This window comes from Adhaeribacter swui (assembly GCF_014217805.1).
GTDB lineage: Bacteria > Bacteroidota > Bacteroidia > Cytophagales > Hymenobacteraceae > Adhaeribacter > Adhaeribacter swui.
Genome location: NZ_CP055156.1, coordinates 758,145 through 782,223, shown reverse-complemented (window position 1 = coordinate 782,223; position 24,079 = coordinate 758,145). Strand labels below are relative to the sequence as shown.

15 protein-coding genes and 1 pseudogene are annotated in these 24,079 nt (G+C 42.8%); 11 read left to right on the top strand and 5 right to left on the bottom strand.

Annotated features, from left to right (window positions below):
* Nucleotides 1-169 precede the first annotated feature (169 nt).
* Nucleotides 170-1,186: an SDR family NAD(P)-dependent oxidoreductase gene (locus HUW51_RS04410; RefSeq protein ID WP_185272787.1), complete on the top strand. Its 1,017-nt coding sequence runs from the start codon at nucleotides 170-172 to the stop codon at nucleotides 1,184-1,186.
* A gap of 150 nt (nucleotides 1,187-1,336) precedes the next feature.
* Here the strand turns inward: HUW51_RS04410 and HUW51_RS04405 are convergent, their stop codons facing one another.
* The 3 genes and pseudogenes from HUW51_RS04405 to HUW51_RS04395 form a co-directional block, all read right to left on the bottom strand.
* Nucleotides 1,337-2,860 (bottom strand): polysaccharide lyase, encoded by a 1,524-nt coding sequence (locus HUW51_RS04405; protein ID WP_185272786.1) that lies wholly within the window; start codon nucleotides 2,858-2,860, stop codon nucleotides 1,337-1,339.
* Nucleotides 2,861-3,416: 556 nt separating this feature from the next.
* Nucleotides 3,417-4,225, bottom strand: a pseudogene (locus tag HUW51_RS04400) (IS982 family transposase).
* A gap of 249 nt (nucleotides 4,226-4,474) precedes the next feature.
* Nucleotides 4,475-6,940 carry an outer membrane beta-barrel family protein gene (locus HUW51_RS04395; protein ID WP_185272785.1) on the bottom strand — a complete coding sequence of 822 codons (2,466 nt, stop codon included), beginning with the start codon at nucleotides 6,938-6,940 and terminating at the stop codon, nucleotides 4,475-4,477.
* 690 nt (nucleotides 6,941-7,630) lie between these two features.
* Here HUW51_RS04395 and HUW51_RS04390 point away from each other — a divergent pair.
* The 4 genes from HUW51_RS04390 to HUW51_RS04375 all read left to right on the top strand — a co-directional run bounded on the left by HUW51_RS04390 (nucleotide 7,631) and on the right by HUW51_RS04375 (nucleotide 14,017).
* Nucleotides 7,631-10,303, top strand: a complete 2,673-nt coding sequence (locus HUW51_RS04390; protein WP_185272784.1) for an alpha-L-rhamnosidase-related protein — start codon at nucleotides 7,631-7,633, stop codon at nucleotides 10,301-10,303.
* A gap of 138 nt (nucleotides 10,304-10,441) precedes the next feature.
* A complete protein-coding gene (locus HUW51_RS04385; protein ID WP_185272783.1) occupies nucleotides 10,442-11,605 on the top strand; it encodes a DUF1624 domain-containing protein in 1,164 nt (387 codons plus the stop codon).
* A 172-nt stretch (nucleotides 11,606-11,777) separates the two neighbouring features.
* A complete protein-coding gene (locus HUW51_RS04380) occupies nucleotides 11,778-13,622 on the top strand; it encodes a PAS domain-containing sensor histidine kinase (RefSeq protein ID WP_185272782.1) in 1,845 nt (614 codons plus the stop codon).
* Entirely contained in the window at nucleotides 13,622-14,017 is a 396-nt protein-coding gene (locus HUW51_RS04375; RefSeq protein WP_185272781.1) for a response regulator, read from the top strand. The genes HUW51_RS04380 and HUW51_RS04375 overlap by 1 nt, the downstream gene beginning before the upstream one ends.
* A 128-nt stretch (nucleotides 14,018-14,145) precedes the next feature.
* Here the strand turns inward: HUW51_RS04375 and HUW51_RS04370 are convergent, their stop codons facing one another.
* The gene (locus HUW51_RS04370) at nucleotides 14,146-15,180 is read right to left on the bottom strand and encodes an MBL fold metallo-hydrolase (RefSeq protein WP_185272780.1); all 1,035 of its coding nucleotides are present in this window, start codon (nucleotides 15,178-15,180) and stop codon (nucleotides 14,146-14,148) included.
* Between the two features lie 12 nt (nucleotides 15,181-15,192).
* Nucleotides 15,193-15,411, bottom strand: coding sequence for a hypothetical protein (locus HUW51_RS04365; RefSeq protein ID WP_185272779.1), 219 nt, complete (start codon nucleotides 15,409-15,411; stop codon nucleotides 15,193-15,195).
* A gap of 278 nt (nucleotides 15,412-15,689) precedes the next feature.
* On the opposite strand from HUW51_RS04365, the gene HUW51_RS04360 reads away from it, so the two are divergent.
* From HUW51_RS04360 to HUW51_RS04335, 6 genes are all read left to right on the top strand, one after another.
* On the top strand, nucleotides 15,690-17,150 hold the full coding sequence (locus tag HUW51_RS04360; protein ID WP_185272778.1) for an aldehyde dehydrogenase family protein: 1,461 nt from the start codon (nucleotides 15,690-15,692) through the stop codon (nucleotides 17,148-17,150).
* 340 nt (nucleotides 17,151-17,490) lie between these two features.
* Nucleotides 17,491-18,102: an NAD(P)H:quinone oxidoreductase gene (gene wrbA / locus HUW51_RS04355; RefSeq protein WP_185272777.1), complete on the top strand. Its 612-nt coding sequence runs from the start codon at nucleotides 17,491-17,493 to the stop codon at nucleotides 18,100-18,102.
* A 427-nt stretch (nucleotides 18,103-18,529) separates the two neighbouring features.
* A complete protein-coding gene (locus HUW51_RS04350) occupies nucleotides 18,530-21,496 on the top strand; it encodes a M16 family metallopeptidase (protein WP_185272776.1) in 2,967 nt (988 codons plus the stop codon).
* Between the two features lie 182 nt (nucleotides 21,497-21,678).
* Nucleotides 21,679-22,308 (top strand): chloramphenicol acetyltransferase, encoded by a 630-nt coding sequence (locus tag HUW51_RS04345; protein ID WP_185272775.1) that lies wholly within the window; start codon nucleotides 21,679-21,681, stop codon nucleotides 22,306-22,308.
* A gap of 7 nt (nucleotides 22,309-22,315) precedes the next feature.
* Nucleotides 22,316-23,020 carry an HAD family hydrolase gene (locus HUW51_RS04340; protein ID WP_185272774.1) on the top strand — a complete coding sequence of 235 codons (705 nt, stop codon included), beginning with the start codon at nucleotides 22,316-22,318 and terminating at the stop codon, nucleotides 23,018-23,020.
* Between the two features lie 82 nt (nucleotides 23,021-23,102).
* Complete coding sequence (locus HUW51_RS04335; protein ID WP_185272773.1) at nucleotides 23,103-24,077, top strand: hypothetical protein; 975 nt, start codon at nucleotides 23,103-23,105, stop codon at nucleotides 24,075-24,077.
* The last annotated feature ends 2 nt before the right edge of the window (nucleotides 24,078-24,079 follow it).

Sequence of the window (24,079 nt, the reverse complement as noted above, 5' to 3'; positions counted from 1 at the left end):
ATTTAATTAGTGGTATAAAGATGCCGTAGTAAAATTTTGAATTTTAGCAAAAAAGTAGTTCCCGGCCTTAAGCGAATAGTTGCAGTAAATTCATCTTTCTGTTTGCCGTTCGCGTACAACGGTAAACTTATTTTACCAGATAAATAAGAACAGTAATTAAGTAAAACGTATGACAACAAGCAATAAATCATGGCTTTGGGCTACCGCTGGGGTGGGCGCTATTTTAGCTATCCGGGCTTTGGCCAGGGAACAAAATAAATATTCTTTCCGGGATAAAGTAGTAGTTATTACCGGCGGTTCGCGCGGTTTGGGTTTGGTGTTGGCCCGGCAGTTAGCGGCCGAAGGCGCCCGGTTAGCCATTTGCTCCCGCACCGAAGATCAACTAAAAAGAGCAGAACAAGAGCTAACGCAAAAAGGAGCCGAAGTACTGGCGTTACCCTGCGATGTAACCAACCGCGTACAGGCAGAGCAGTTTATCCAACGAGTAATAAAATACTACGGGCGCATTGATGTGCTTATAAACAATGCGGGCATTATACAGGCGGGGCCTCTGGCCGATATGACCTTAACCGATTTTGAAGAAGCCATTAATACCCACTTCTGGGCGCCGCTTTATACCATGTGGGCTACCGTGCCGCACATGAAAGAACGCAGTCAAGGTCGGATTGTAAATATTGCATCCGTGGGGGGTAAAGTAAGTATACCGCATCTGGTGCCCTATAGTGCCAGTAAGTTTGCCTTAGTGGGATTATCAAACGGGTTCCGGCAGGAGTTAAAGAAAGACGGTATTTTGGTAACTACCGTAAATCCAGGCTTAACCCGCACCGGCAGCAACTTAAACATTAAGGTGAAAGGACAGTCTGAAAAAGAATACGCCTGGTTTACCACCGCCGGCGCCAGTTTGTTAATATCATCGAGTGTTGAGAAAACGGCGGGTAAGATTATAAATGCCTGTCGTTATGGCGAAGCCGAAGTATTAACGAATGTACCCGCTAAAATATTAGCACTGGCCAATCAGGTATTGCCCGAGTTAACCTCGGATGCCTTAAGCTTAACGAACAAAGTACTGCCCGCCGAAAATGGAAATGAAACCAACACACGTGGTTTTGAAAATGAATCTGATTTAATTCCGGACCACTTGCAGGAAAGAGGCAGGCGAGCGGCCCGGGAGAACAATGAGATGTAATTGCCCGAGATGATGTAAAGCTGCTTAGCAGCGATAATGAATAGGCTTTGTGTTTCTCTAAAAGAAAAAGGCGCTAAGTATAATAACTTAGCGCCTTTTTTAAGAGCAGAATTTTTAAATTTTAAAAATTCTAAGTTTCTATCGGGTAAATTATTCCAGGTTAATGGAATCAAAGGTAGCTTCTGATTCTTGACCAGCAGCATTGCGTACCTGTACTTTAATCCATTTGGGACCTGTACCCGCAGATAGTACCCAGTTTTTGGTAGTTGCTACTGGCTCCCAGGTTCCCCAAATATCATCGTCATTATCATCGTAGAAGCGCATTTCGGTAGCACCAGTAGCATTTATGTTTAAAGTAACACTTGCCGAATTGGTAGCAACCGCATCGTTGTTTATGGTTAAAGCTACTGTTGGCGGAACGGTTTCGGTTGGAGGCGTTACCTGATCAATTACCTGAAAATTTACGGTTAAGGGAACATTGGCCGTACCAGTACCATTAATACCAGCGTAAGCAGTTGATACGAGCGAGTAAGTTCCGGCCACGGGTGTCCAGGTTAAGTATTTTCCGCCGCTATCGCCAAATACCGAATAAGGCGCACTAGATTGCATGGAATTACTTACTTGAGCGCCTGATAAGCTAAATACAATACTGCCAATAGTTTTGCTGGAAGTAGCAAGAATGTTTAAATTCCGGGTAGGTAATTTAGCTAAGTCCAGGATGGCGCCATTTGTAAGTGGCTGAATAGGCAAATGGGTATCGGCGTTCATTAAAGTTAAGGTTAATGGCTGCGAAGTGTCCGGTTTTTCAACGGGAGGAGGAGAAACAACATTAGAGGCTTTAGGTGCTACGTCGTTATAAGTGGCTTTGCTATCACCAATCCGGACATCGTCAAAATAGATTACCCGTTTAGAACCTTTGCTCCAGTTTCTTTTGTATACCCCCATTTTAAAATGTGGGTTTACGGCATCGTTGTAAGTGTTTGGGCCAGTATAATCTACTACCTTGTTGCCATTCATCCACAACCGCAACTGCCCGTCTGCTTTATAAGAATATTTAATATTATACACAAAGTCGAGCCATTTATCTTTAACCACCGGACCTAAATCGTATCTTACCCGGCCATCTGGGGTAGTATTAAATCTTTTGGCAGAATAATTTATGGTTAATACAAACCGACCTTTTAAAACTGATAAAGATATGGGCGGTACCCGCGTGCCATCTCCACTATCGGTGGTGCCATGAAATTGCGTAATTATTTCCCAGGCGTCTGAATCGGTTTCGTTTTGCCAGGTATCGCTGGGCAAGTACAAACTCAGGCCGTACCAACCGGTAGAAGGAGTGGGTTGACCGTAATATATTTCGGAACGTACTGCGCTTTTGTCGTTTCTTAATTCTAAACGAACGGCTTGCGAGTTGTTTTTTGATAAAGAAGTGGTAACGCCAAAACCGTAAGTAGAATAAACCTGGCGGCCAAAAATTTTACTTAAACTAGGATCAAAGCTTTCTTCTGCTAATAAATTCTTTCTGCTGGCATCAATGGAAGTAATATAGGTAGCATCAGATACAGTGGTTACTGCGGGAGCTACCGATTTTGGTTCCACTAACTCTTCTTGCTCACAAGACATTGTAAATAAAGATAAGAACGAAAGGCCCAGTAGAGTTTTTAGTTTCATTGAATTGTTATATTATTTTGATCTAATTAAAAAGCTGTATAAGTAGTTTGTTATTTTGGATAGATGGTGCCCGGTATTTAATTAGGATGAGCGGAATAAGATATTTTTAATTGGTATTATTTTAAAAAAATATAATTAAATTTAGTATGTGTGTTTGCTTTAGTTTTAATTTCTGATACAAAGATAGAGGCTGAGAATTTAAGCACGAAATTTAATCGCGTTATATTTATATTATTAATACTTAAAAATTTAAAAAGTTATATTATAAAGTTTTTTTCAAAAATATTGGCTTTAAAACTGCATAATTAGACGCCTTTTTTTATTTATGGTTTTATGTGGTTGATTTGTATTAATTAGGTTTTAAGTAAATATTAAATATTGCATTTATGTATTTTGCTATAAAATGGAAGGAGTGCTTTAAAGATTATTTACTAGGAAAATGTATGTTTTGCTGCCTTTAATTTGTACAGTATGGTGGTTGTTTTTTGTACAAGTAAGGAAGCTAAATGAACGAGAAAAACACGATGGTTTTTTAATTAACTTAAGTTGCGAGGTACTAAGTTAGTTGATTCAAGGTATAAGCAAAGATGAAGAGGATGATCTTGAGCAGAAAACCTTTCGCGGTTACAGCATGAATCTTTTTGGGAAAGAAATTAGTGATACCCGAGAAGGTGGTTTCAATTTGTTTCCGGTAGTAGGTTTTCAAAAAAGCGGTATAGGGTTGATCTTTTCTTTTGCTATTGGCTTTTCGACAGACATGAAACTGAATGTGTTCACATTCGGCTAATAGGTCTTCTATTTCATAGCAGTTGTAAGCGCTGTCGGCATATAACTGACTATTTTCCGGCAGATCTACCGGCATAGCCTTAAAAGCCGTGATATCAGCAAAGGAGCCCGCATGAATATAAAACTGCACGGGCAGTCCGGCTTCGGTGGTGATTACTTGCACCTTAAAGCCATAGAAATACTGTCTTTTGCTCGTGTTCTTGCCCCGATAAACTTCCTGCTGTAAAAGGTGACAGCGCCCAATCCGTACGTTATGACAAACCGCAGCAGGAAAAGAATCGATCATATACCGACAAGTAGTATTCAGTTGCTTTAAGGTTTGGCCTAAAGCGGTAAACAATGCCAGGAGTTGTTCTTGTAAGCCATGCAAGCGCCGGCTAAAACCTGATTTATCGATCATCTGCACTCCCTGGTGTTCTTGCATGTACCTACAAGATTGCCATAGAAATAGCGCGCCGCCAATAAAGCGGTGGTGAGTAGTTCGGCATCGGAAAGTTTACAATGCGCATCTTCTTTTCTACCAGTAATACGAAAAAAGTCGTCTATAAAGCAGTATATTGCTATCGTCTGTTCTTGCATGGCTTGTACTTTTTAAAGTGTGGTAACTCTAAAACGTATTTTAACCTTTGCTCGAACAGACTTTTTTATAGCTCGCAACTTGAGTTAATTAGCATTCAGGAGCCAGAAAAGATAATGCTGGTATTATTTTTTTAGTAATAATACCAGCTAGTAAATGCCAATTGCACTAAGTAGATTTTAAAAAAATAACCCGATAGATTGCAATGCCTATCGGGTTAAAGGAGTGTTGTTAAAAATTAATATAAAGGCTTAGTTGCCAGCACCGTTGCTTTGTCCGCCGCTTTTTACATCATCGTTTTGGATACCGCGTTTTTTGCGGGCAATACCGCCTTGGAGCTTCCCGAACCGGTAATTAAACGAAAGATTAAACCGCCGCATAACATAATACGACTCCTGTACTTGGTAAAATTGCAAGTCCTGAATTTCGTTGCGCCACCGGCGGTTTTTCTGAAATGGGCTGCTGATGGAAAAATTAACGCTGCCTTTTTCGCCTTTAAATAGTTGTTTGTTTACCGAAAAAGAATGATAAGCATAAGAAGCCGAAGTTCCTTGTAACATAATGCGCGGCGAGTTTACGCCAAGGTTAGCGCTGAAGCGCCAGCCTTTATCCAGGCGGTAACTGGCATAACCAAAAACGTTAGCGGTAAAACCAGTATTCTCTACGGGCTTACCTTGCAGTATGCTGCTTAGCTGCACATAATTGGTACTGCCGTTAATGTTCACATTTAGCCTTTTCGTAATATTTACATTGCCGTTCAGTGAAATGCCTACCGTATGGTTTTTACCAATGTTACCAAAAGTAGTAATGGCCGTATCGCCGTTTAACGTGGTAAATTGCTGAATAGACTCGTTGGTGAAATTGTAAAATAAGCTGCCGTTAATGGAAGAACCTTTTACAAAAGTGCTGTAAGATACATCAAACGCGTGGTTGGTAGCCGGTTGCAAGTTGGGGTTACCATAGGAAATATTGCGCGGGTCTATCTGGTTCCGGTACGGGTTTAAGAACCACAAGCCGGGCCGTTCAATGCGTTGGGTGTAAGAAGCTTTAACCGAAGTGGTACCTTTTAGTTGCCGCGACAGCGCAATGCTTGGTATTAAATTAAAATAATCCTGCTTCACTACCTCATCCGATGATTTAAAATTAGCGTTGATCTGGGTTTCCTCCAGGCGGCTACCAATTTTTAACCCCCACTTATCTTTTTTTAAACTCAACGAAGTATAAGCCGCATAGATATCCTGCTGGTACTCGAAACTGTTGGTTTGCGCCGGATCTATGATGTAGGACTGGGTGCTTTCGTCGAGGTTGGAGTAATAGTAATCGCTTTGGCTGTTGCGTAAAATAGATTTTACTCCTACTTCCAGGGTTTGCTTTTTAATAGGTTGCACGTAATCAGCCTGGAAGGTTTGCTCGTTGGTTTTGCCTTTATTTTCGGTTTTGCTAATCCGGCCGTCCGTAAAGTTTTCTACGGGCACTAAACTAAAATCAGAAAAGCTGTCGTCGCCGTTTTGATTGTACTTGTAAGATAAAGTAAGGATTTGTTCTTTGTTGCGTTTAAAAGTTTTTTGATAATCCAGTCCCACGTCAAACCCGCGCCATTGCCCATTACCGTCATTTAAGCGATCGTACGCTTGTGTTAAGGTGTTGGTACTATTAAAATTCTGTACTTTTTGGGTTAAATCGTTGCTGTTCCGGCCCAGGTTAAAACCCAGGTTAGCCGTAAGTAAATTAAGTGTATCAATCTCGTAACTCAATTCCCCGCCAGCGTACTGGTAATCGCCTTGAAATTGGTTTTCGCCGGTCTGGATTAGCTGGTTATTAGCATTATCGCGCCGGAATAAATTGTTGCGGCCAGCCGGCGACTTGTAATCGTTAAAGAAATAATTACCGGTAGCTCCAAACTTTTTAACCTTGGCCGTAACGTAACCACCCACCTGGTAACTTTGGGGTTGACCGGCACCAATGTTCAGCGAGCCGTTGTAACCACCCATGGTTTTTTTGTGCGTAATAATATTAATGATGCCGCCTACACCTTCGGCCTCGTACTTGGATGGCGGATTGGTAATTACTTCAATGTTTTTAATGGAACTGGCCGGCATGCTTTTAAAAACATCTTTGGGGTTGCGCACAAACAACGACGAAGTTTTGCCATTTACCAGTACTCTATAGTTACTGTTACCTTTTAGTTCAATATTATCTTCGGCGTCTATGGTTATGAGGGGTACTTTCCGGAGCATATCCAAAGCCGTTAAAGTTTTGCTTTCCGGGTCAGCGTCTACGTCGTAGGTTATTTTATCAATATCTTGTTTAACCAGCGGGCGCTCCGTTACAATTTCAACTTCTTTTAACTGTTTCGAGGCCGAACTCATGTTTATTTTGCCAAGATCTACTACGGAGTTTGAGCTGGTAAATGGCGAAATGTTGATTTTCTTGTTTTGGTAACCCACAAATGCCAGTACCAGTTGGTAAGATTTTGCGGGCAAACCGCTTAATTCAAAAGAACCATTGTCGCGGGATAAAGTTGATTTTACCGGATCTTTCTTACCGGTTTCAAACAAGATAACCGTAACGTAACCCAGTGGCTCTTGCTTTAAAGAGTCCTGAATAATGCCTTTGATATTACCCGTTCCTACAGGAGCAACGGGAGTAGAATCTTGCGCCACAACATTAAACCAAGCACTGAAGCTCAGTAATAAAACCACTAAAATTTGTTTCATAGTACCAGAATATGGGTATTTTATATTATAAGCACGGTTAGGATGTCAGCAATACCATTAGGGTTTTAAAAACCATTTATAAAGGTTTTTAAATTTTGTTTGTTTGAGTAGGTGGTAACTAGAGCAAAACTAATAGTGGTAACTTAACCTTTGATAAATCTAGTGAGTTACAAGGCAAATAACCGGAGTCAGAAAAGACCCTAAGGTCAATATCTGATGAAATGTAATGGCATTAAAACAGAAAAGCTTTACCAAACCTGTGTAGTTACCCGAGAATTACACAGAAACCTATCTGCTTTCAGCAGGATAAAGGTAAAACTTACTCCTGCTACACGCGTTGGCAGCTTTGTAAAATGAAGTTTTAAAGCTATGTTATTTCGGTGGTGTTTACAAAATTATGGCCATAAAATGCAAGTTAAATTTGTATTAAGGTTTGCTAAAACCAAGAAGAATCTTCTCAATCACATTCGGAGCTAACCTGCCAAACAATTGTAAAGCCATGCGGCAACCCTTTTTTGTTCTTTAAACCATTATTTCTCTTAATTACTCGCACCATTCCTGATACAAAGTTTAATATTCAAGAATGGCTATTATATTTAGTGCGGCAAAAGCGTGCGGTTTACCTGCCGGGTACGTTACTTTAAAGAACCCTAGGTGCTGGGTACTGGCAGTGAGGTTTTATGTTTACTTATGAGGAAATTGCAGCAAACGCAAAATTTTAAAAAAAAAGAAAGTAGCCAAGCCGCTCTTTGGCAGTCGGAGCAATACGCGATATACCCCGACCGGGTGGTGCAACAGGAATTTACCGCTCAAGCGGTTTCAATAACCAAAATAACTTCAAACTACCACAGCCCGACGAATGAATTTTTAAATCCGCGTCTAATTTTTAAATTCTGCCTGAACGGCCAGGATAACGAAATGCCGTTTGGGGTCGATCATCAGTTTACTTGCTTGCCGCAGAACGGAACCTGCGAAACGCCCCTGATTACTTTTGGCGAACCCTTAAAAAATACGGCGGAACTACCAGTAAATTCTTTTCTGACCCCTAATACCAAATTAAAAATTCGCTTGGATTTACGCCCGGTACTCGCGGCTTTCGAAAGTCCAGGATTTTACACTTGTTTTAACGGCCACCGGATTTATAAAGCCGATTTTAAGAGTGTATTTGTGGCGGGTAATGTGGCTCCTTTAACCTGGGATTTTGATAAACTAGTGCATACCCCAGAGTTGGAGTTAAAAGAAATAAATAACAGCGGTATTTACGAAGTTACCTTGCTCCTGAATCCGGACCAGGAAGAGCAGGCTCTAACCAAAACTTGGCAACTATCCCGGGATGTAAGCAGTTATCCGCAGTACACATCCGATTATCCTTTGCTTAATGCGCTGTATAACCTGCATCTACAGGAAATGCTAAATGCCATTGAAGCCGATAATACGTTCCGGACCGGTCAGGAGTGGGCGGGGGTTTGGACCCGCGATATTAGCTACAGCATTATCTTGTCCATGGCTATGCTGCAGCCCCAGGTAGCTCAAAATAGCCTCTTGCAGAAAGTAACCTCCAGTAAACGTATTGTTCAGGATACCGGTACCGGCGGAGCTTACCCAATTTCTTCGGACCGGGTAGTATGGGTAATTGCCGCTTGGGAAATCTATAAGGCTAACCAGGATAGGGCGTGGTTGCAAGAAGTTTATTTGATAAGTAAAAACTCGCTGGAAGATGATTTAAAAAATACGTTTAATCCAGAATCCGGATTATTTCGGGGAGAGTCTTCTTTCCTGGACTGGCGGGAGCAATCGTATCCGGCCTGGATGCAACCCGCCGATATTTACGAATCAGAATGCCTGGGCACCAACGCGGTTTTTTACCGTGCCTTGGTTATTTTGGCGCAAATGGCCGACTTACTGCATGAGCAGCCCGCCGCCCGGAAGTACCAGCAAATTGCCGAAAATTTAAAAAATAGCATTAACCAGCACTTATGGCTCCCCGAAAAAGGATATTACGCGCAATACCGGTATGGCCGACATTTTAAAATAATATCGCCTAGGGCCGAGGCGCTCGGCGAAGCCTTGTGCGTACTCTTTAACGTAGCTAATCTGGCACAGCAACAAACGCTGGTAGCTAATACCCCAGTAACGGCTTTTGGTATTTCTTGCATTTACCCGCAAACACCCCATATTTCGCCGTATCATAATAACGGAATTTGGCCATTTGTGCAAGCTTACTGGTTGCTGGCTTGCGCCAAAGCTGGTAACGAGCAAGCGCTTGCCGAGAGTATGGCGGCTTTTATCCGGCCGGCAGCATTGTTTTTGACCAACAAAGAAAACTTTGTGGCCAGCAATGGCGATTTTGCCGGTACCCAAATTAACTCCGATAACATGCTCTGGAGCTTGGCCGGTAGCCTGAGTATGGTTTATCAGGTAATTTTCGGGATAACTTTTAAATCAAACGAGCTGCTTTTTAAACCAATAATCCCGGAAATTTTTAAAGGAAAACACCAGCTTACTAACTTTAAATACCTGAATGCTACACTGGATATTGATGTAGAAGGTTTCGGGAATAAAATAAAAACCATTACCCTCGACGGCAAACCGCTAACCAATGCCACAATCCCGGCCAATTTAACCGGTAAGCACCTGATAAAAATAGAATTGGCCAACAACCAGTTCGCCGAAAAAGAAATAAACAAAGTACCCTTTGATTTTTCGCCGGCAACGCCTGTTGTAGCTTATCATGCTGGCATTTTATCCTGGCAAAAAGTAGAAGGCGCTGTTTTATACGCGGTATTGCAGAATGGCCAAATTTTTAAAAAAACTACCGATTGGCAAGTACCTGTGCCAGTTAAGGCTTACGCCGAATATCAGGTAATTGCCCATGATGCCCAAGGCCACGAATCTTTTGCCAGCGAACCTTTTATAGTTGCCCCCGAAGAAGTTACCCAGATTTACCAACTGGAGCAAAAAACTTTTCTACCGGAATTAGATTGCTCGGGTTTTTCGGGCAGCGGCTTTGCAGAGATAAGTACCCAGGAAAATAAAAATTTAAAAATAGCAGTTACCGCGCCGGAAACCGGAGTATATGCTCTGGATTTCCGGTACGCGAATGGCGAAGGCCCCATCAACACCAGTAACAAATGCGCTTTCCGTACCCTTAAAAAAGACGAACTGCAGGTAGGTACCCTTGTTTTTCCGCAGCGGGGTTTTCATCATTGGTCGGATTGGGGCTATTCGAATGCTGTAAAAGTAAAATTAGATAAAGGAACGCACCAGTTGGCGCTAACTCTCGACGAAGTTAATCGAAACATGCACGGCGAAGTAAACCGGGCTATATTGGATTACCTCCGGGTTATTAAAATGTCAGATTAACCGGCTCCAAAGAACAGCATTAAAGTCTAATTCTTTCTATTTAGTATTATTAGCGCAATGCCATAATTTATGCTTAACTTACCGGAACAGAATTACTTAAGCTAAGTTGTAACTTGTTTATTTAAACCAGGATGTTGTATGCAGCGCATTAACGCGATTGATTTTGCAAGAGGACTCGTGATGATAATTATGGCCCTGGATCATACGCGGGAACTGTTGCACATAACCTCGCAAACGCAAAGCCCTACCGATTTAAATACCACTACGGCTGCCTTGTTTTTTACCCGCTGGATTACCCATTTCTGCGCGCCTGTTTTTGTGTTTCTGGCGGGTACGTCGGCCTATCTTTCGCGGCAACGAATCAGGAATGTAGCGCTTAGCCGGCGTTTTTTGCTTAGTCGGGGTATTTGGCTAGTGGTGCTGGAGTGTACCGTGGTTTCGTTCGGTATTTGGTTCGATTTGCAGTTCCGGACCTTGTTGCTGCAGGTTATCGCGGTTATCGGGCTTAGTTTTATCATTCTGGCTTTATTGCTTCGGTTATCGAGTAAAACAATCGGGCTTATCGGGTTAATGATTATTCTGGGGCATAATTTACTGGATTACCTGCCCCTGAATAACAACTCGGCGGTAGTACAATTAATCATGCCTTTGTTCCGCTCGGCCGTTTTTCCGGTTACTCCGCAGTTTACGATTGTATTGGCGTACCCGCTGGTACCGTGGTTAGGAATTATGCTGGCTGGGTTTGGCGCCGGGCCCTTGTTTAGTTTACCGGTAGCTACCCGAAAAGCCATTTTTTTAAAAATTTGCCTGGCAACTTTCAGTTTTTTTCTGCTGCTGCGGTTTAGCAATTTCTACGGCGATCCAGCAACTTGGTCCGGTCAAAAAAACAGCATTTTTACGTTTCTTTCTTTTATTAACGTTACCAAATATCCGCCTTCGCTGCTCTTTACCTGCCTAACCTTAAGTGTACTATTTTTAGTTCTGGCTTTTGCGGAAGACCTTAAAGGAAAGCTGGTGAAAATTATTACCATATACGGGCGGGTGCCTTTATTTTACTACATCCTGCACTGGTACTTGCTGCACACCATTATGCTGGTTGTGGTTTTTTTGCAAGGTTACCAGTGGGCCGATTTAAAGTTCGGCGTTTTTCAGTTTGGGCGCCCTGAGCAGCCAAGCGGGGTGGGTTTAGGCGCTACCTACCTGATTTGGTTTAGCGTGGTCGTGGTGTTGTATCCGTTTTGTAACTGGTTTCAAAAGTACAAAGCCAGCCACCCGCAAAAGCAATGGCTGCGTTTTTTGTAATTTTCGTGTTCTAATTTGGTAAGCTGATAGGTTTAAAATTACATTTAACAAGGCAAATCCATCATTTAAAATAACGAGATCGGTTTTTTAAAAAAGTATTTATTTTGTACTTTAAAATTAAAAAATTGGTTTCCCTACCTCTTGTTTCCTGGTTAATGGCGTATAAATACAGATGGATTGTAGAGAAGAACAAATACAAGCACTTAGCCCAGCTTTTTTCTCCGCTATCGTAGAGAACTCCAGTGATTTAATTTCGGTGGTGGATAGTTCCGGAACCTATAAGTACGTAGGGCAATCTATTCGGCGACACCTGGGGTATTGCCCCGAAGAGCTAATTGGTACCAACGCGTACCATTATTTACATCCGCATGATATTTCGTTAGTGATGCAAGCGTTGGCATTTGCTACAGCCGAAAAAAGTGTGCAAGCGGCTCCGTTCCGGTTTCGCAATAAAAATGGCGAGTGGCGTTGGCTGGATTGCCATTTCTCTAACATGCTGCATGATAAAAACATTAAAGGCATTGTAACTAATTCTCGGGACATAACCGAACAACGGAAAGCCCAGTTAAACGAAGAAAAAGCGCAGGTTTACTACAAATCCTTATTTCAAGACTATCCGGATGCTTTAATTTTACTCGATAAAAGTGGCCGGATTGTTAAGGCTAATCTTCTTTTTTATCATATGTCAGGCTATTCGGCTGAGGAAACTATTGGGGCGTTTTATTATAAATATATTCCGGAGGCTTTTTGGCCTTTGGCGTCTTCAGCTATCCAACAAGTACTTAAAGGCGAAATTAAAACCCTTGAACTGCAGTTTTTTAAAAAAGATGGCAGTCTGCTGGATTTGCAAATTACCGGAGTTCCAATTTTATTAAAAGGTAACCTGGAAGGTATCCAGTGTGTGATAAAAGATATAACCGCCAAGAAAAAAGCCGAAGCGCAGTTAGAACTGCTGTCGTTGGTAGCCGATAAAACCACCAACGGCGTTATTATTACAGATAATTACGAGAATATTGAATGGGTAAATAACAGCTTTACCCGACTCACCGGCTATACTTTTGAGGAAGTAATTGGCAAAAAGCCCGGGAATTTTCTTACGGGTTCTTTAACTAACCCCGAAACCATGGCGCAAATTCAGGAAAAAATAAGGAAGGCCGAACCGATTGCCGTGGAAATTTTAAATTATAAAAAAAATGGGGAAGAGTTGTGGGTAGCCATGGAAATAAATCCGATTTTTAACGAAGCCGGACAACCCGAAAAGTTTGTAGCCACCCAGGTAGATATTACCAGCAAAAAAAAGGCAGAGCTGGAAATGCGCCAGCTTACCAAAGACTTATTCGACCACAACCGCGATTTAAAGCAATTTACCTACATTGTATCGCACAACTTACGGGCTCCTGTTGCTACTGCCCTTGGTCTGGCCAACCTTTTAACCATGGTCGATAAAGACCATGAAGTATTTGATACTTCGTTAAAAAATCTACAAATAACGGTAGAGCAATTAAACACCATCTTAAAAGATTTAAACGCTATTTTATCTATCCGCGACAATCAAAACGCCGCTGCCAAAGAAAAATTTAGCATCGAAGAGGTGTACCAGCAAGCGGTAGCTAACCTGCAGGATTCGCTTAATCAACACCAAGGAAAAGTTTCGTTTTGTTTAGAAGGCGATTGTAACTTAATTTCTAAAAAAGCTTATTTGTATAGTATATTTTACAATTTGCTTTCCAATGCTATTAAATACCGGTCAGCCGAGCGCCCGCTGCAAATACAGGTTACTTACCGCAATTACCCAGGTTCTGGCACCGAAATAGTGGTAGCCGATAATGGCTCCGGGTTAGATTTAAATAAAATTGGCGAAAATATTTTTAAACTTTATAAAAGGTTTCACCGGAATGTAGAAGGCCGGGGCATGGGTTTATTTTTGGTTAAAACCCACGTAGAAGCTTTAGGCGGACACATCGGAATAAATAGTCAGGTAAATGAAGGAACCAGGTTTATCATAAACTTACCATAATGGGCCGGAAAACTTTTTTGGTGGATGATGATGCCATTAGTGCTTTGTTAACCAAACACTTGTTAAAAATGCATCAGTTTACTGGCGAAATCATTACTTTTCATCAGCCCGAAGATGCGTTAAACAGTATTATTGATAGTATAACCAACGAGTTGCCAGCTTTGCTATTACTGGATTTAAACATGCCGTTTTTAAGTGGCTGGCAGTTTCTGGATGCTTTAGCCCCGTATCAGCAAACTTTAATAACTGCCTGTAAAATTTATATTCTCACTTCTTCCCTGGAATATGCCGACGAGCTAAAAAGCAAAGAATATCCTTTAGTAACCGGTTTTATTCAGAAACCCATCCGGTCGGAGGATATTCAAAATATTCAAAACGAATTAAATAAAGGCTAACCTTGTTCCGGGTAACCTAAAAATTGAAAATTTTAAAAAAATAGAGTTATAACCAGAAAGCAGACCCTCAGGGTCTGCTTTCTGGTAAAGCATCGATAGCGCGATTGCTTGGTTAAATCTTATTTTACTTAAGGATAATTATTGGTGGTTTCTTCGGAGTAAGTAGTGTAATCCGATGGTTTGTCGTCGAGCGTATCCAGGAAATGGTTCTGGTTTTTACGCCGACTAATGGCAAAAGCGGCCATACCGGCTAAAGCAACCAAACCGGCGGTTATTAACGCTTTAGGTACCGCCGGGTTATTAACGGGCGGCGGTAATTTTACTACGCCGCGTTCATCGGTAATGGCGGGTTCGTTTACATACCGACCCATGGCGGGCACAGCTAGTTGATCAAAATAATGTACTAATTCATCGAGTTCAAACAACATTGTTTCGCCGTGCATGGGCATGCCGTGGCCACCCACTACGGTTTCCGGGCGTAAATCTGCCAAGAGTTCCACTGAGTTTCGGGCCGCAACCCAATCGCTGGTATAATACGCCGGAGGGCCGTGTACTTCTTTTTTATCCGTTACCACCGCAATTGCTGATTCGGGTTCGCGGGTACTAAAGGCATCGCCCACAATTAAAGTACGGTCGCTTTCGCGGAACAAGGAAATGTGGCCTGCCGTGTGGCCTGGGGTATGCAGCCACTGCCAACCGGTTAAACCCGGCACCGATCCATCGCTGGGTAAAGGTTGTACTTGCCCGGTTACGTCAATTGGTTTTTTAGGGTATAGCCAGGCCATGTACGCCATCGCGCCGCCACCTACGCTTGGGTCGGGTGGGGGGTAGGCCGATAAGCCGGTTAAATAAGGCATCTCTAAGGGATGTGCGTAAATTGGTACTTGCCATTCAGCGGCCAGTTCCTTTAAAGCCCCCACGTGGTCGAAGTGGCCATGCGTGAGTATAATGGCTGTAGGCTTACTACCTTTACCGTACAAACCTTCGGCAATGTGCTTTATTTTACCCGCCGAACCGTACAAACCCGCATCTACCAATACCCAGGAGCCATCTGGGTTACTTACTAAAAATAAATTAACGAACACAATTTTAATTCCCGTTACTCCGGGCGCCACCGCAAAATGATTTTTATCGGGGGTGGTTTTACCTGCCGTGTTTTCCATGTTTATTGGGGTTTAACTGTCTTCGCGGCCGGCGATACTTTCTTCGTTACCCTGGTCGTGCGTAGTGTTTTCGTCGCCATCTGTCGATTTAGCGCCCTGGCCACCCTGGCCGTGTTCTGAGTAATCTTTGCCGCCTTCTTCTTCGTGCGTTTTCGTGTTCTGGCCCGATGGGTCCTGCGAGGATATAAAGGTTTCGTTTTTATCAGGGGTGTTTTGCTCGTTATTTTCCATGAGGTCGATTGTTAAAGTGAAACAAAAACACCGGCAGCTTGGCCGGAACCTTCTTTACGGACTTTTTAGCATTTAGGATAATTTGGCTCTAAATTTTTGTAAGCGGGCAACAAGTAAATTTTTTAAAATTCTTGATTTCCGATGAGCGATAACCTAAGCGTAAGTACTCTGTTGCGTTTAATACGGATTTCACTTGTTCCGGCTAAAGTATTTACTGCCAGCGTTAACCAATCTTTATGAGCCTAGTAAAAAAGACTTCATCTTACTATTATTTAAAAATGGCAGCAACATACCAAAATCTAAATAAACAATTTATAGATGGCCAATGGCGCGATGGCAGCGAAAATGACCAACTAGATAACCTGAACCCGTTTGATGATTCGGTAATTAATTCCTTTAAAAGCGCCAGCACCCAGGATGTAGACGAAGCTTTTCGGGTAGCTAAAGAACGGTCAAAAACCTGGAGCCAGAGCAACCCGCTCGAACGTAGGCAAATCTTATTAAAAGCCGTCGAAATTTTTCAGGAACGTAAAGAAGAAGCTATTGAGTGGCTCGTGAAAGAAGCCGGCAGTACGGTATTAAAAGCCCAGATTGAATTCCAAAATACCTGCGACATGCTGTTGGAGGCTTCGGGTTACCCTAGCCGGATGCACGGCATGATTATTCCTTCGGGTATCAGTGGCAAAGAAAGTTACGTGTACCGCAAAGCTTTGGGGGTGGTGGCTTTAATCAGCCCCTGGAACTTTCCACTGTATTTATCGATGCGTACCATTGCGCCGGCGCTGGCAGTGGGCAACACCGTAGTGGTGAAACCCGCTTCGCAATCGCCGGTTACCGGGGGTACTTTTACGGCCAAAGTTTTGGAAGAAGCCGGTTTGCCGGCCGGAGTTTTAAACGTGGTAGTGGGTAAGTCCAGCGTTATCGGCGATTATTTTACTGGTCACCCGGCGAGCCGCTTAATTTCGTTTACCGGTTCTACGCCCGTGGGCAAAGGCATTGGCAAAATTGGCGGCGAAGGCTTAAAAAAACTAGCGTTGGAACTGGGCGGCAACAACGCTTTTATTATTCTGGACGATGCCGATATAAACCGGGCTGTAGATTCGGTGGTTTTTGGGCGGTTTTTGCACCAGGGACAAATTTGCATGTCCACGAACCGCATTTTGATTCACGAAAGTATCGCGGCAGAGTTTACCCAAAAGCTGGTAGTAAAAACTAAAACCTTAAAATACGGCAACCCCGCTGAACCAGATACTTTTATAGGGCCTTTGATTGATAACAAATCTGTAAAACGCGTTTTAGATTTAATTGACCGATCGGTAAAAGCGGGCGCTAAGGTGGAAATAGGTGGCACCGCCGAAGGCAATGTAGTATTACCTACCATTTTAACCAACGTTAATAAAGATAGCCCCATCTTTCAGGAAGAAGTTTTTGGCCCGGCAGCCGGTATTATCACGTTTAAAGACGATGAAGAAGCCATTGCGTTAGCCAACGGTACCGATTTTGGTTTAAGCGGTGCCCTGCATACCCGCGACTTGCAACGGGGCATTCAGTTAGCGAAACGCGTAGAAACCGGCATGATTCACATCAACGATCAATCGGTGAACGATGAACCCAGTACCCCCTTCGGCGGCGAAAAAGATTCCGGCGTTGGTCGGTTTGGCAACGGCTTTATCCTGGACGAAATGACTACCGTGCAATGGATCAGTGTGCAGGTTACTCCGCGCGAGTATCCGATTTAGATTTTAGACACTAGACACTAGATACTGGACATTAGACTTTAGACACTAGATTCTTTAAAAGTGGCCTTTAACCTTTACATACATAAAGACTAAAGGCCACTTTTTTATAATTAACCTGATTTGATAATTTCTGAAAATGAAAAAATTTAAAAAATGCCTTTTTATTTGGCTTTAAATCGCTTGCTAGGCTTTGCTGCATTACACATAGGAATATGTGTGTAAACTGCGCCTTTATTATAATATTATTTACCTGAACAAAAAGCAGCGTTAAGAGTTAAAAGCTTATATCTTATTCTTTTACAGTTCCTTTTTGTCTATCACTAAACACCTATTAAGAACTATGAGTCAAGTAAAATTAGCGGTTATTTATTACAGCGCTACCGGTACCAATTACCAACTGGCCCAATGGGCTGCCGAAGGAGGGCAACAAGCCGGTGCCGAAACCAAAGTTTTAAAAGTAAAAGAACTGGCACCTGCCGAAAACATTGCGCAAAATCCGGCATGGCAAGCGCACATCGAAGCTACTAAAGACGTACCGCAAGTTTCGTTAAATGATTTGGAGTGGGCCGACGCCATTATTTTTAGTATGCCGACGCGTTACGGAAATTTGCCCGCGCAATTAAAAGAGTTCTTAGATTCTACCGGTGGTTTGTGGAGCCAGGGAAAACTAGCCAACAAAGTAGTAAGCGGCATGACTTCGGCGCAAAACCCGCACGGTGGTCAGGAATCTACCTTGCTGGCTTTATACAACACCATGTACCACTGGGGCGCTATTGTTGCAGCTCCGGGCTACACCGATGCCGTACTTTTTGCCGCCGGCGGTAACCCGTACGGTACCAGCGTAGCCGTGGACCGGGAAGGCATGAAAACCGATGTGCGCGAAGCCGTAATCCACCAGGCTCAAAGAACAGTAACCGTAGCGGGTTGGGTAAAACAAGGCTTAAATGCGTAAATTTTTAAAAATTATTCTTCTGGCGCGTTCCGGAAGAATAATTTTACTGGTTGCGTTAATTTAGTTAGCCGCACAGCAAGCTAACTCGCTTGCAATCTGATAAATTAAAAAATTTCTAAGAAGCGTTCAGTGAAGGCACTGCCCCAGGCGGTCGGAAAGTATTATTTTTATAAAGCCGGTGCTCGTTCCATACTGCCACACTGCCGCCGTTTGTGTCTTCACAAACGGTTTACAAATCACAGCTAAATCTCTCCTCTAAATTCTTTTTAAAACTTCTGTTAGCTTAACCATCAATTTAAAAAAGCGCTTTGTCTTACAACTCTACCTGTTTAATTAAATTCAAAACCTGCTAATTAAGTCCATCTGACTGCCATAATTAGAGAAAGATTTTATATAATTACAGTAAGATTGATTTTTCTCTAGTTCTATGTTTAAAAAAGTAAAATTAACCATTTTGGGGTGCGCTTTATTAGCCTTACCCATACAGATAAACGCCCAAAAGCCGGATACTACTACCAAACTCGTGGAAAAAGTTACCCGGAAAGGCAGCGAATTAGTGATTCCGTTTGAAAAGTACGTATTGCCCAATGGCCTTACCTTGGTGGTGCACGAAGACCACTCCGACCCGATTGTGCACGTAGATGTGACCTACCACGTAGGTTCGGCGCGCGAAGAAGTAGGTAAATCGGGTTTCGCGCATTTTTTTGAACACATGATGTTTCAGGGCTCGGATAACGTAGCCGACGAGGAACATTTTAAATTGGTGAGTCAGGCGGGCGGTACTTTAAACGGTACTACCAATCGCGACCGTACCAACTATTTCGAAACCATTCCGAGCAATCAGCTCGAAACAGCACTCTGGCTCGAAGCCGACCGGATGGGCTTTTTGCTAGATGCCGTTACTCAGAAAAAATTTGAAATTCAACGGGCAACTGTTAAAAACGAGCGGGGCCAAAATTACGATAACCGGCCTTACGGCTTAGTGGGCGAAACTACTGTCCGGGCTTTATATCCGTATGGGCACCCGTATTCCTGGCTCACGATTGGCTACATCGAAGATTTAAACCGGGTAAACGTAGACGACCTGAAAAACTTTTTCCTGCGTTGGTATGGCCCTAATAATGCTACCGTTACCGTGGGCGGCGACGTAAATCCGCAGGAAGTAGTAAAAATGGCAGAAAAATACTTCGGCTCCATTCCGCGGGGGCCGGAAGTTAAAAACATGAAATTGCCAGCCGTTAGTTTGCCCCAGGACCGGTACGTTTCTTACGAAGACAATGTGCGGTTCCCGCTGTTGCAAATGGTTTATCCTACCGTACCTAACCGCCATCCCGACGAAGCGCCGCTGGATTGCCTGGCCGAAATTTTAGGCGGCGGCAAAAACTCCATTCTATACAAAAATTTAATAAAAGCCGAAAAAGCCGTGCAGGCCAATGCCGGTCACCCGGCTACGGAGCTTTCCGGGGAGTTTACCCTACAGGTGCTGCCTTTCCCGGGCCAAACCCTGGCCGACATGGAAAAAATTGTGCGGGCGTCGCTAGAAGAATTTGAAAAAACCGGTGTTACCGACGATGCGATTACCCGCTTTAAAGCTAAATACGAGTCCGATATTATCAATAGCCTGGAAAGCGTATCGGGGAAAGTGTCGCGGTTAGCTTCCAGCCAAACATTTACCGGTAACCCCAACGACCTGCCGAAAGAATACAAGCGGTACATGGCCGTAACCAAAGCCGATGTTATGCGCGTATTTAATCAATACATTAAAAACAAACACGCCGTAATTTTAAGTGTAGTTCCCAAAGGCCAATCGCAGGCCGTAGCTAAAGCTGATAATTATAAACCGTCTAATACAGGCTATAAAGCGCCGGCCAACGAGTACGCCGGTTTAAAATACGTAAAACCTAAAGATAACTTCGATCGCAGCAAGCGCCCGGGTTCTGGTAAAAACCCTGTCGTAACGGTTCCTCCTTTTTACCGCGCTAACCTGGCAAACGGCATTAAAGTAATTGGTACCGAAAACAAAGAAGTGCCGATGGTAACGCTTTTATTTAGCGTACAAGGCGGGCATAAACTATCAGCTAAAGATCCGTCGCGGGCGGGTATTGCTTCGTTAACTGCGGCCATGCTCAACGAGTCTTCCGAAAAGTATACCGCCGAAGAACTGAGCAGTGAACTGGAAAAACTAGGCAGCACCATTTCTATTTCAGGTGGTACCGAGTCCATTAACGTTTCGGTAGAGTCGCAGGTGAAAAACCTGGACGCGACCATTGCTTTACTCGAAGAACGGATGCTGCATCCGCGCTTTGATGCCGCTGATTTTGACCGTTTAAAAAAACAACGTTTAGAGCAAATTGCCAACCAAGCTACTCAGCCCACGGTTATTGCGGATAACGTATATAACAAACTGCTTTACGGGGAAAGCAATATTCTGGCAATTCCTACGCTAGGCACGGCCACCACCGTAAAAAACATTACCCTGGAAGATGTGAAAAAATTCTACCAGGATAATTTTTCGCCGTCGGTTACCAACTTGGTTATTGTGGGCGATATTAATCAGCAGAATATGATGCCTAAACTGGCATTTTTAAATAAATGGCCAGCCAAACCGGTAACTATGCCGGCATTGCCACCCGCGCCCGCCGTTGATAAAACCAAAGTATTTATCGTGGATAAAGAAAAAGCAGCCCAGTCCGAAATCCGGATTGGTTATTTGGCTTTGCCTTTTGATGCTACCGGCGAATACTACAAATCTGGTTTAATGAATTACACCTTGGGTGGTAACTTTAACAGCCGTATCAATTTAAATTTGCGCGAAGATAAAGGCTATACCTACGGCGCTCGTTCGGCTTACTCGGGTACCGAACTGGTAGGGCCATTTACTGCCCAGGCGGGTGTACGGGCCAACGTATCGGATAGTGCGGTAGTGGAATTTATCAAAGAAATTAAAAATTTCCGCGACCAGGGTATTCAAGACGATGAACTGGCTTTCCTGAAAAGTTCGGTAGGCCAGCGCGATGCCCTGAAGTACGAAACTCCTTACCAGAAAGCGTTATTTTTAAATAATATCGTGAAATACAACCTGGAAGCCGACTTTGTGAAAAAACAAAACGAAATCCTGCAGAACATCACCAAAGACGAAATTAACGCATTAGCCAAGAAAAACCTGCCGCTGGAAAAAATGAGCATTATGCTTGTAGGCGATAAAGCCTTGATTAAACCCGGGCTGGAAAAATTAGGCTACGAAATAGTAGAATTAGATACCGAGGGTAACCCGGCCAAAGAAGCTGTAGCGCCGTCGGCTCCCGCTGCACCGGCTCAAAGCCTACCCGCCGAGAAAAGCAAAAAAGCGCCATCCAAACCGCGCAAGCCCCGTCCGGAAATCAGAACTTCATAAATTTTTAAAAATTTACCACAAAAAGCCCTTGCAGCCGCAAGGGCTTTTTGTTTTTAACCGCTTCCTAATTTTTAAATTTATTAAGATTTTGCTCAGCTTAGAAATCTATAGGATTTAAGCAGTTACTCGTAGTGCGGCTTTGCGGCTCAACTGTTTATATTTGCACGCTTTTATAATTTACTATGAAAAAAGAACTAGCCGTGGCTACCTGGAACCGGAAAGAACATTTCCAGTTTTTCTCCCGTTTCGAAGAGCCTTTTTTTAGTTTAGTAACTAACGTAGATGCCACCGCCGCTTATAAAAAAGTGAAAACCGTAGGCGGGTCGTTTTACTTGTATTACTTATACCAATCTTTGGCAGCCGTTAACACCATCGAAAATTTCCGGTACCGGATAGAAGAAGATAAAGTATTCTGCTACGATACCATTCATGCCTCGCCCACGGTTTTGCGCGACGATACTACTTTTGGGTTTTCTTTTTTTGAGTTTCAAGCAGATTTTAAAAATTTTGCGGAAGGGGCAAACCGGGCAATCGAAAAGATAAAAGCCTTATCGGGCTTGGGCTTAAACGAAAACACCGGGCGCTTAGATGTAATTCATTATTCCGCTATTCCCTGGGTTAGTTTTACCAGTTTATCGCATGCGCGCAGTTTTACTTACAAAGACAGCGTACCCAAAATAACCTTTGGTAAATACTTTTGGGAACAAGATAAGCTTTGGCTACCCGTTTCGTTAACCGTGCACCATGGTTTAATGGACGGGTACCATGTTGGCGAATTTTTTAAAAAATTTCAGGATTTGTTAAACGAGTAAGCTAAAAATGAAAAATATAAAAGTTATTGGCTTAGATGCCGATGATACCCTGTGGGTAAACGAACCTATTTTTACCGTTACGCACGAGCGGTTCCGGGAAATAATAGGCAAATACGTGGGCGCCGAAAACCTGGACGAAAAGCTTTATGGCTACGAAATCCGGAACCTGAAAATTTTTGGCTACGGCATTAAAGGCTTTATTTTATCGATGATCGAAACCGCCATTGAATTATCCGGTGGTAAAATATCCGGTGCCGAGGTGCAGCAGATTATCAACCTGGGTAAGGTGATGCTCGATCATCCGGTAGAACTATTGCCTGGCGTAGAAGAAACCTTGCAGCTTTTACAGCCCGATTATACTTTAATGCTGCTTACCAAAGGCGATTTGTTTGACCAGGAAAGTAAAATTGCCCGCTCCGGTCTGGCTGAATATTTTGATCACGTGGAAATTTTAAGCGAAAAAGACGAAGCTACTTACCAACGCGTATTAAAACGGAACAATATTGCCGTGGATGAATTTTTAATGGTGGGCAATTCTTTAAAATCCGACATTCTGCCTATTTGCAATTTGGGTGCCCGGGCCATATACATTCCCTTCCATACCACCTGGATTCACGAAGTAGTAACGGTCGACGCCTCGGCCAACCTGGCCTACCACGAACTGCCCGATATTAGCTTATTGCCAGCATATCTGCAGCAGCAAAGCGTGTAAATCCTAGGTTAATTAGTTGAAATTGCCCAATTTACGGAAGCATATAAAAGATAAAGCTTTCCTGAAAACAGCTTGGGGGCACATGAAGCAAATAACTAGTAAACGGCATTTTTTAAATTTTTACTTATCCATAATATTTACGGTACTTCTTACTGGCGGCTTTGGTATCTTCTTTTTACTTGATTTTATTGAAACATACCAAAGCCGTGCTTTAAAATCCAAAGAGCAGCTCTTGCCATTTTTTATTTTCTGGCTTTTATTTTTGGCAGTTTATACAATTCCCAGAATTTATAAAAATGTACCTTCAATAGCTCTGGATACCGAAAAGATTACATTTAAGTCCTTTGGACAAGTAGAGACTTATTTCTTCAAAGATTTAGTTGCTATGGAATTAACTGGGAAAAAGCCGTTCCCTTACTTGTATGATTTCCCGATGGAAGGTGCTCAATTAACTTTTAAAACAGGAAAGGTGAAATATATTTTCGATGGGATGTACTCGAATGCTTCATTGATTAAATTGTATTTGCAAGAAGCGGTGCTCGGTGAAAAAGTTAATCCTGACACTTTGCTCAATCAAGATAGTTCTATTCTGGAAGATGAAAATTTTACCTATTTTAAAGGTAACCAGTTTACCAGCTTGTCTGGAATATTGCTGTGGGTACCTATAATTGTTTTTGCATCTATCCCGTTAAGAAATTTAACTGCTCCATCTGAGGCTTTTCTAATTCCTTTAGCATTCATGTTATTCTGGTTTCTGCCATTTTCCTGGATGATGCACTATTTTGGTTTATCAGACAACCATTTAATTATCAGGAATCATACAAGGCCTTGGGTTAACCGCCGGTATTACTTGCCAAATATAAGAGAAGTGGTTTTTGAGCAAGAAGGAAAAAGACCATACAGCCTACGCGTGATTACCCAGGATTTTAAAAGTAAACTGTATCCGGCCGGTACTTTACGAGTGAAACATTGGCTGAGCTTAAAAAGCGAGCTGGAGAAAAACAATATACCTGTCCGGAATGAGTGCGTGCCGGATGATGCTTATCCACTTTTATAAAA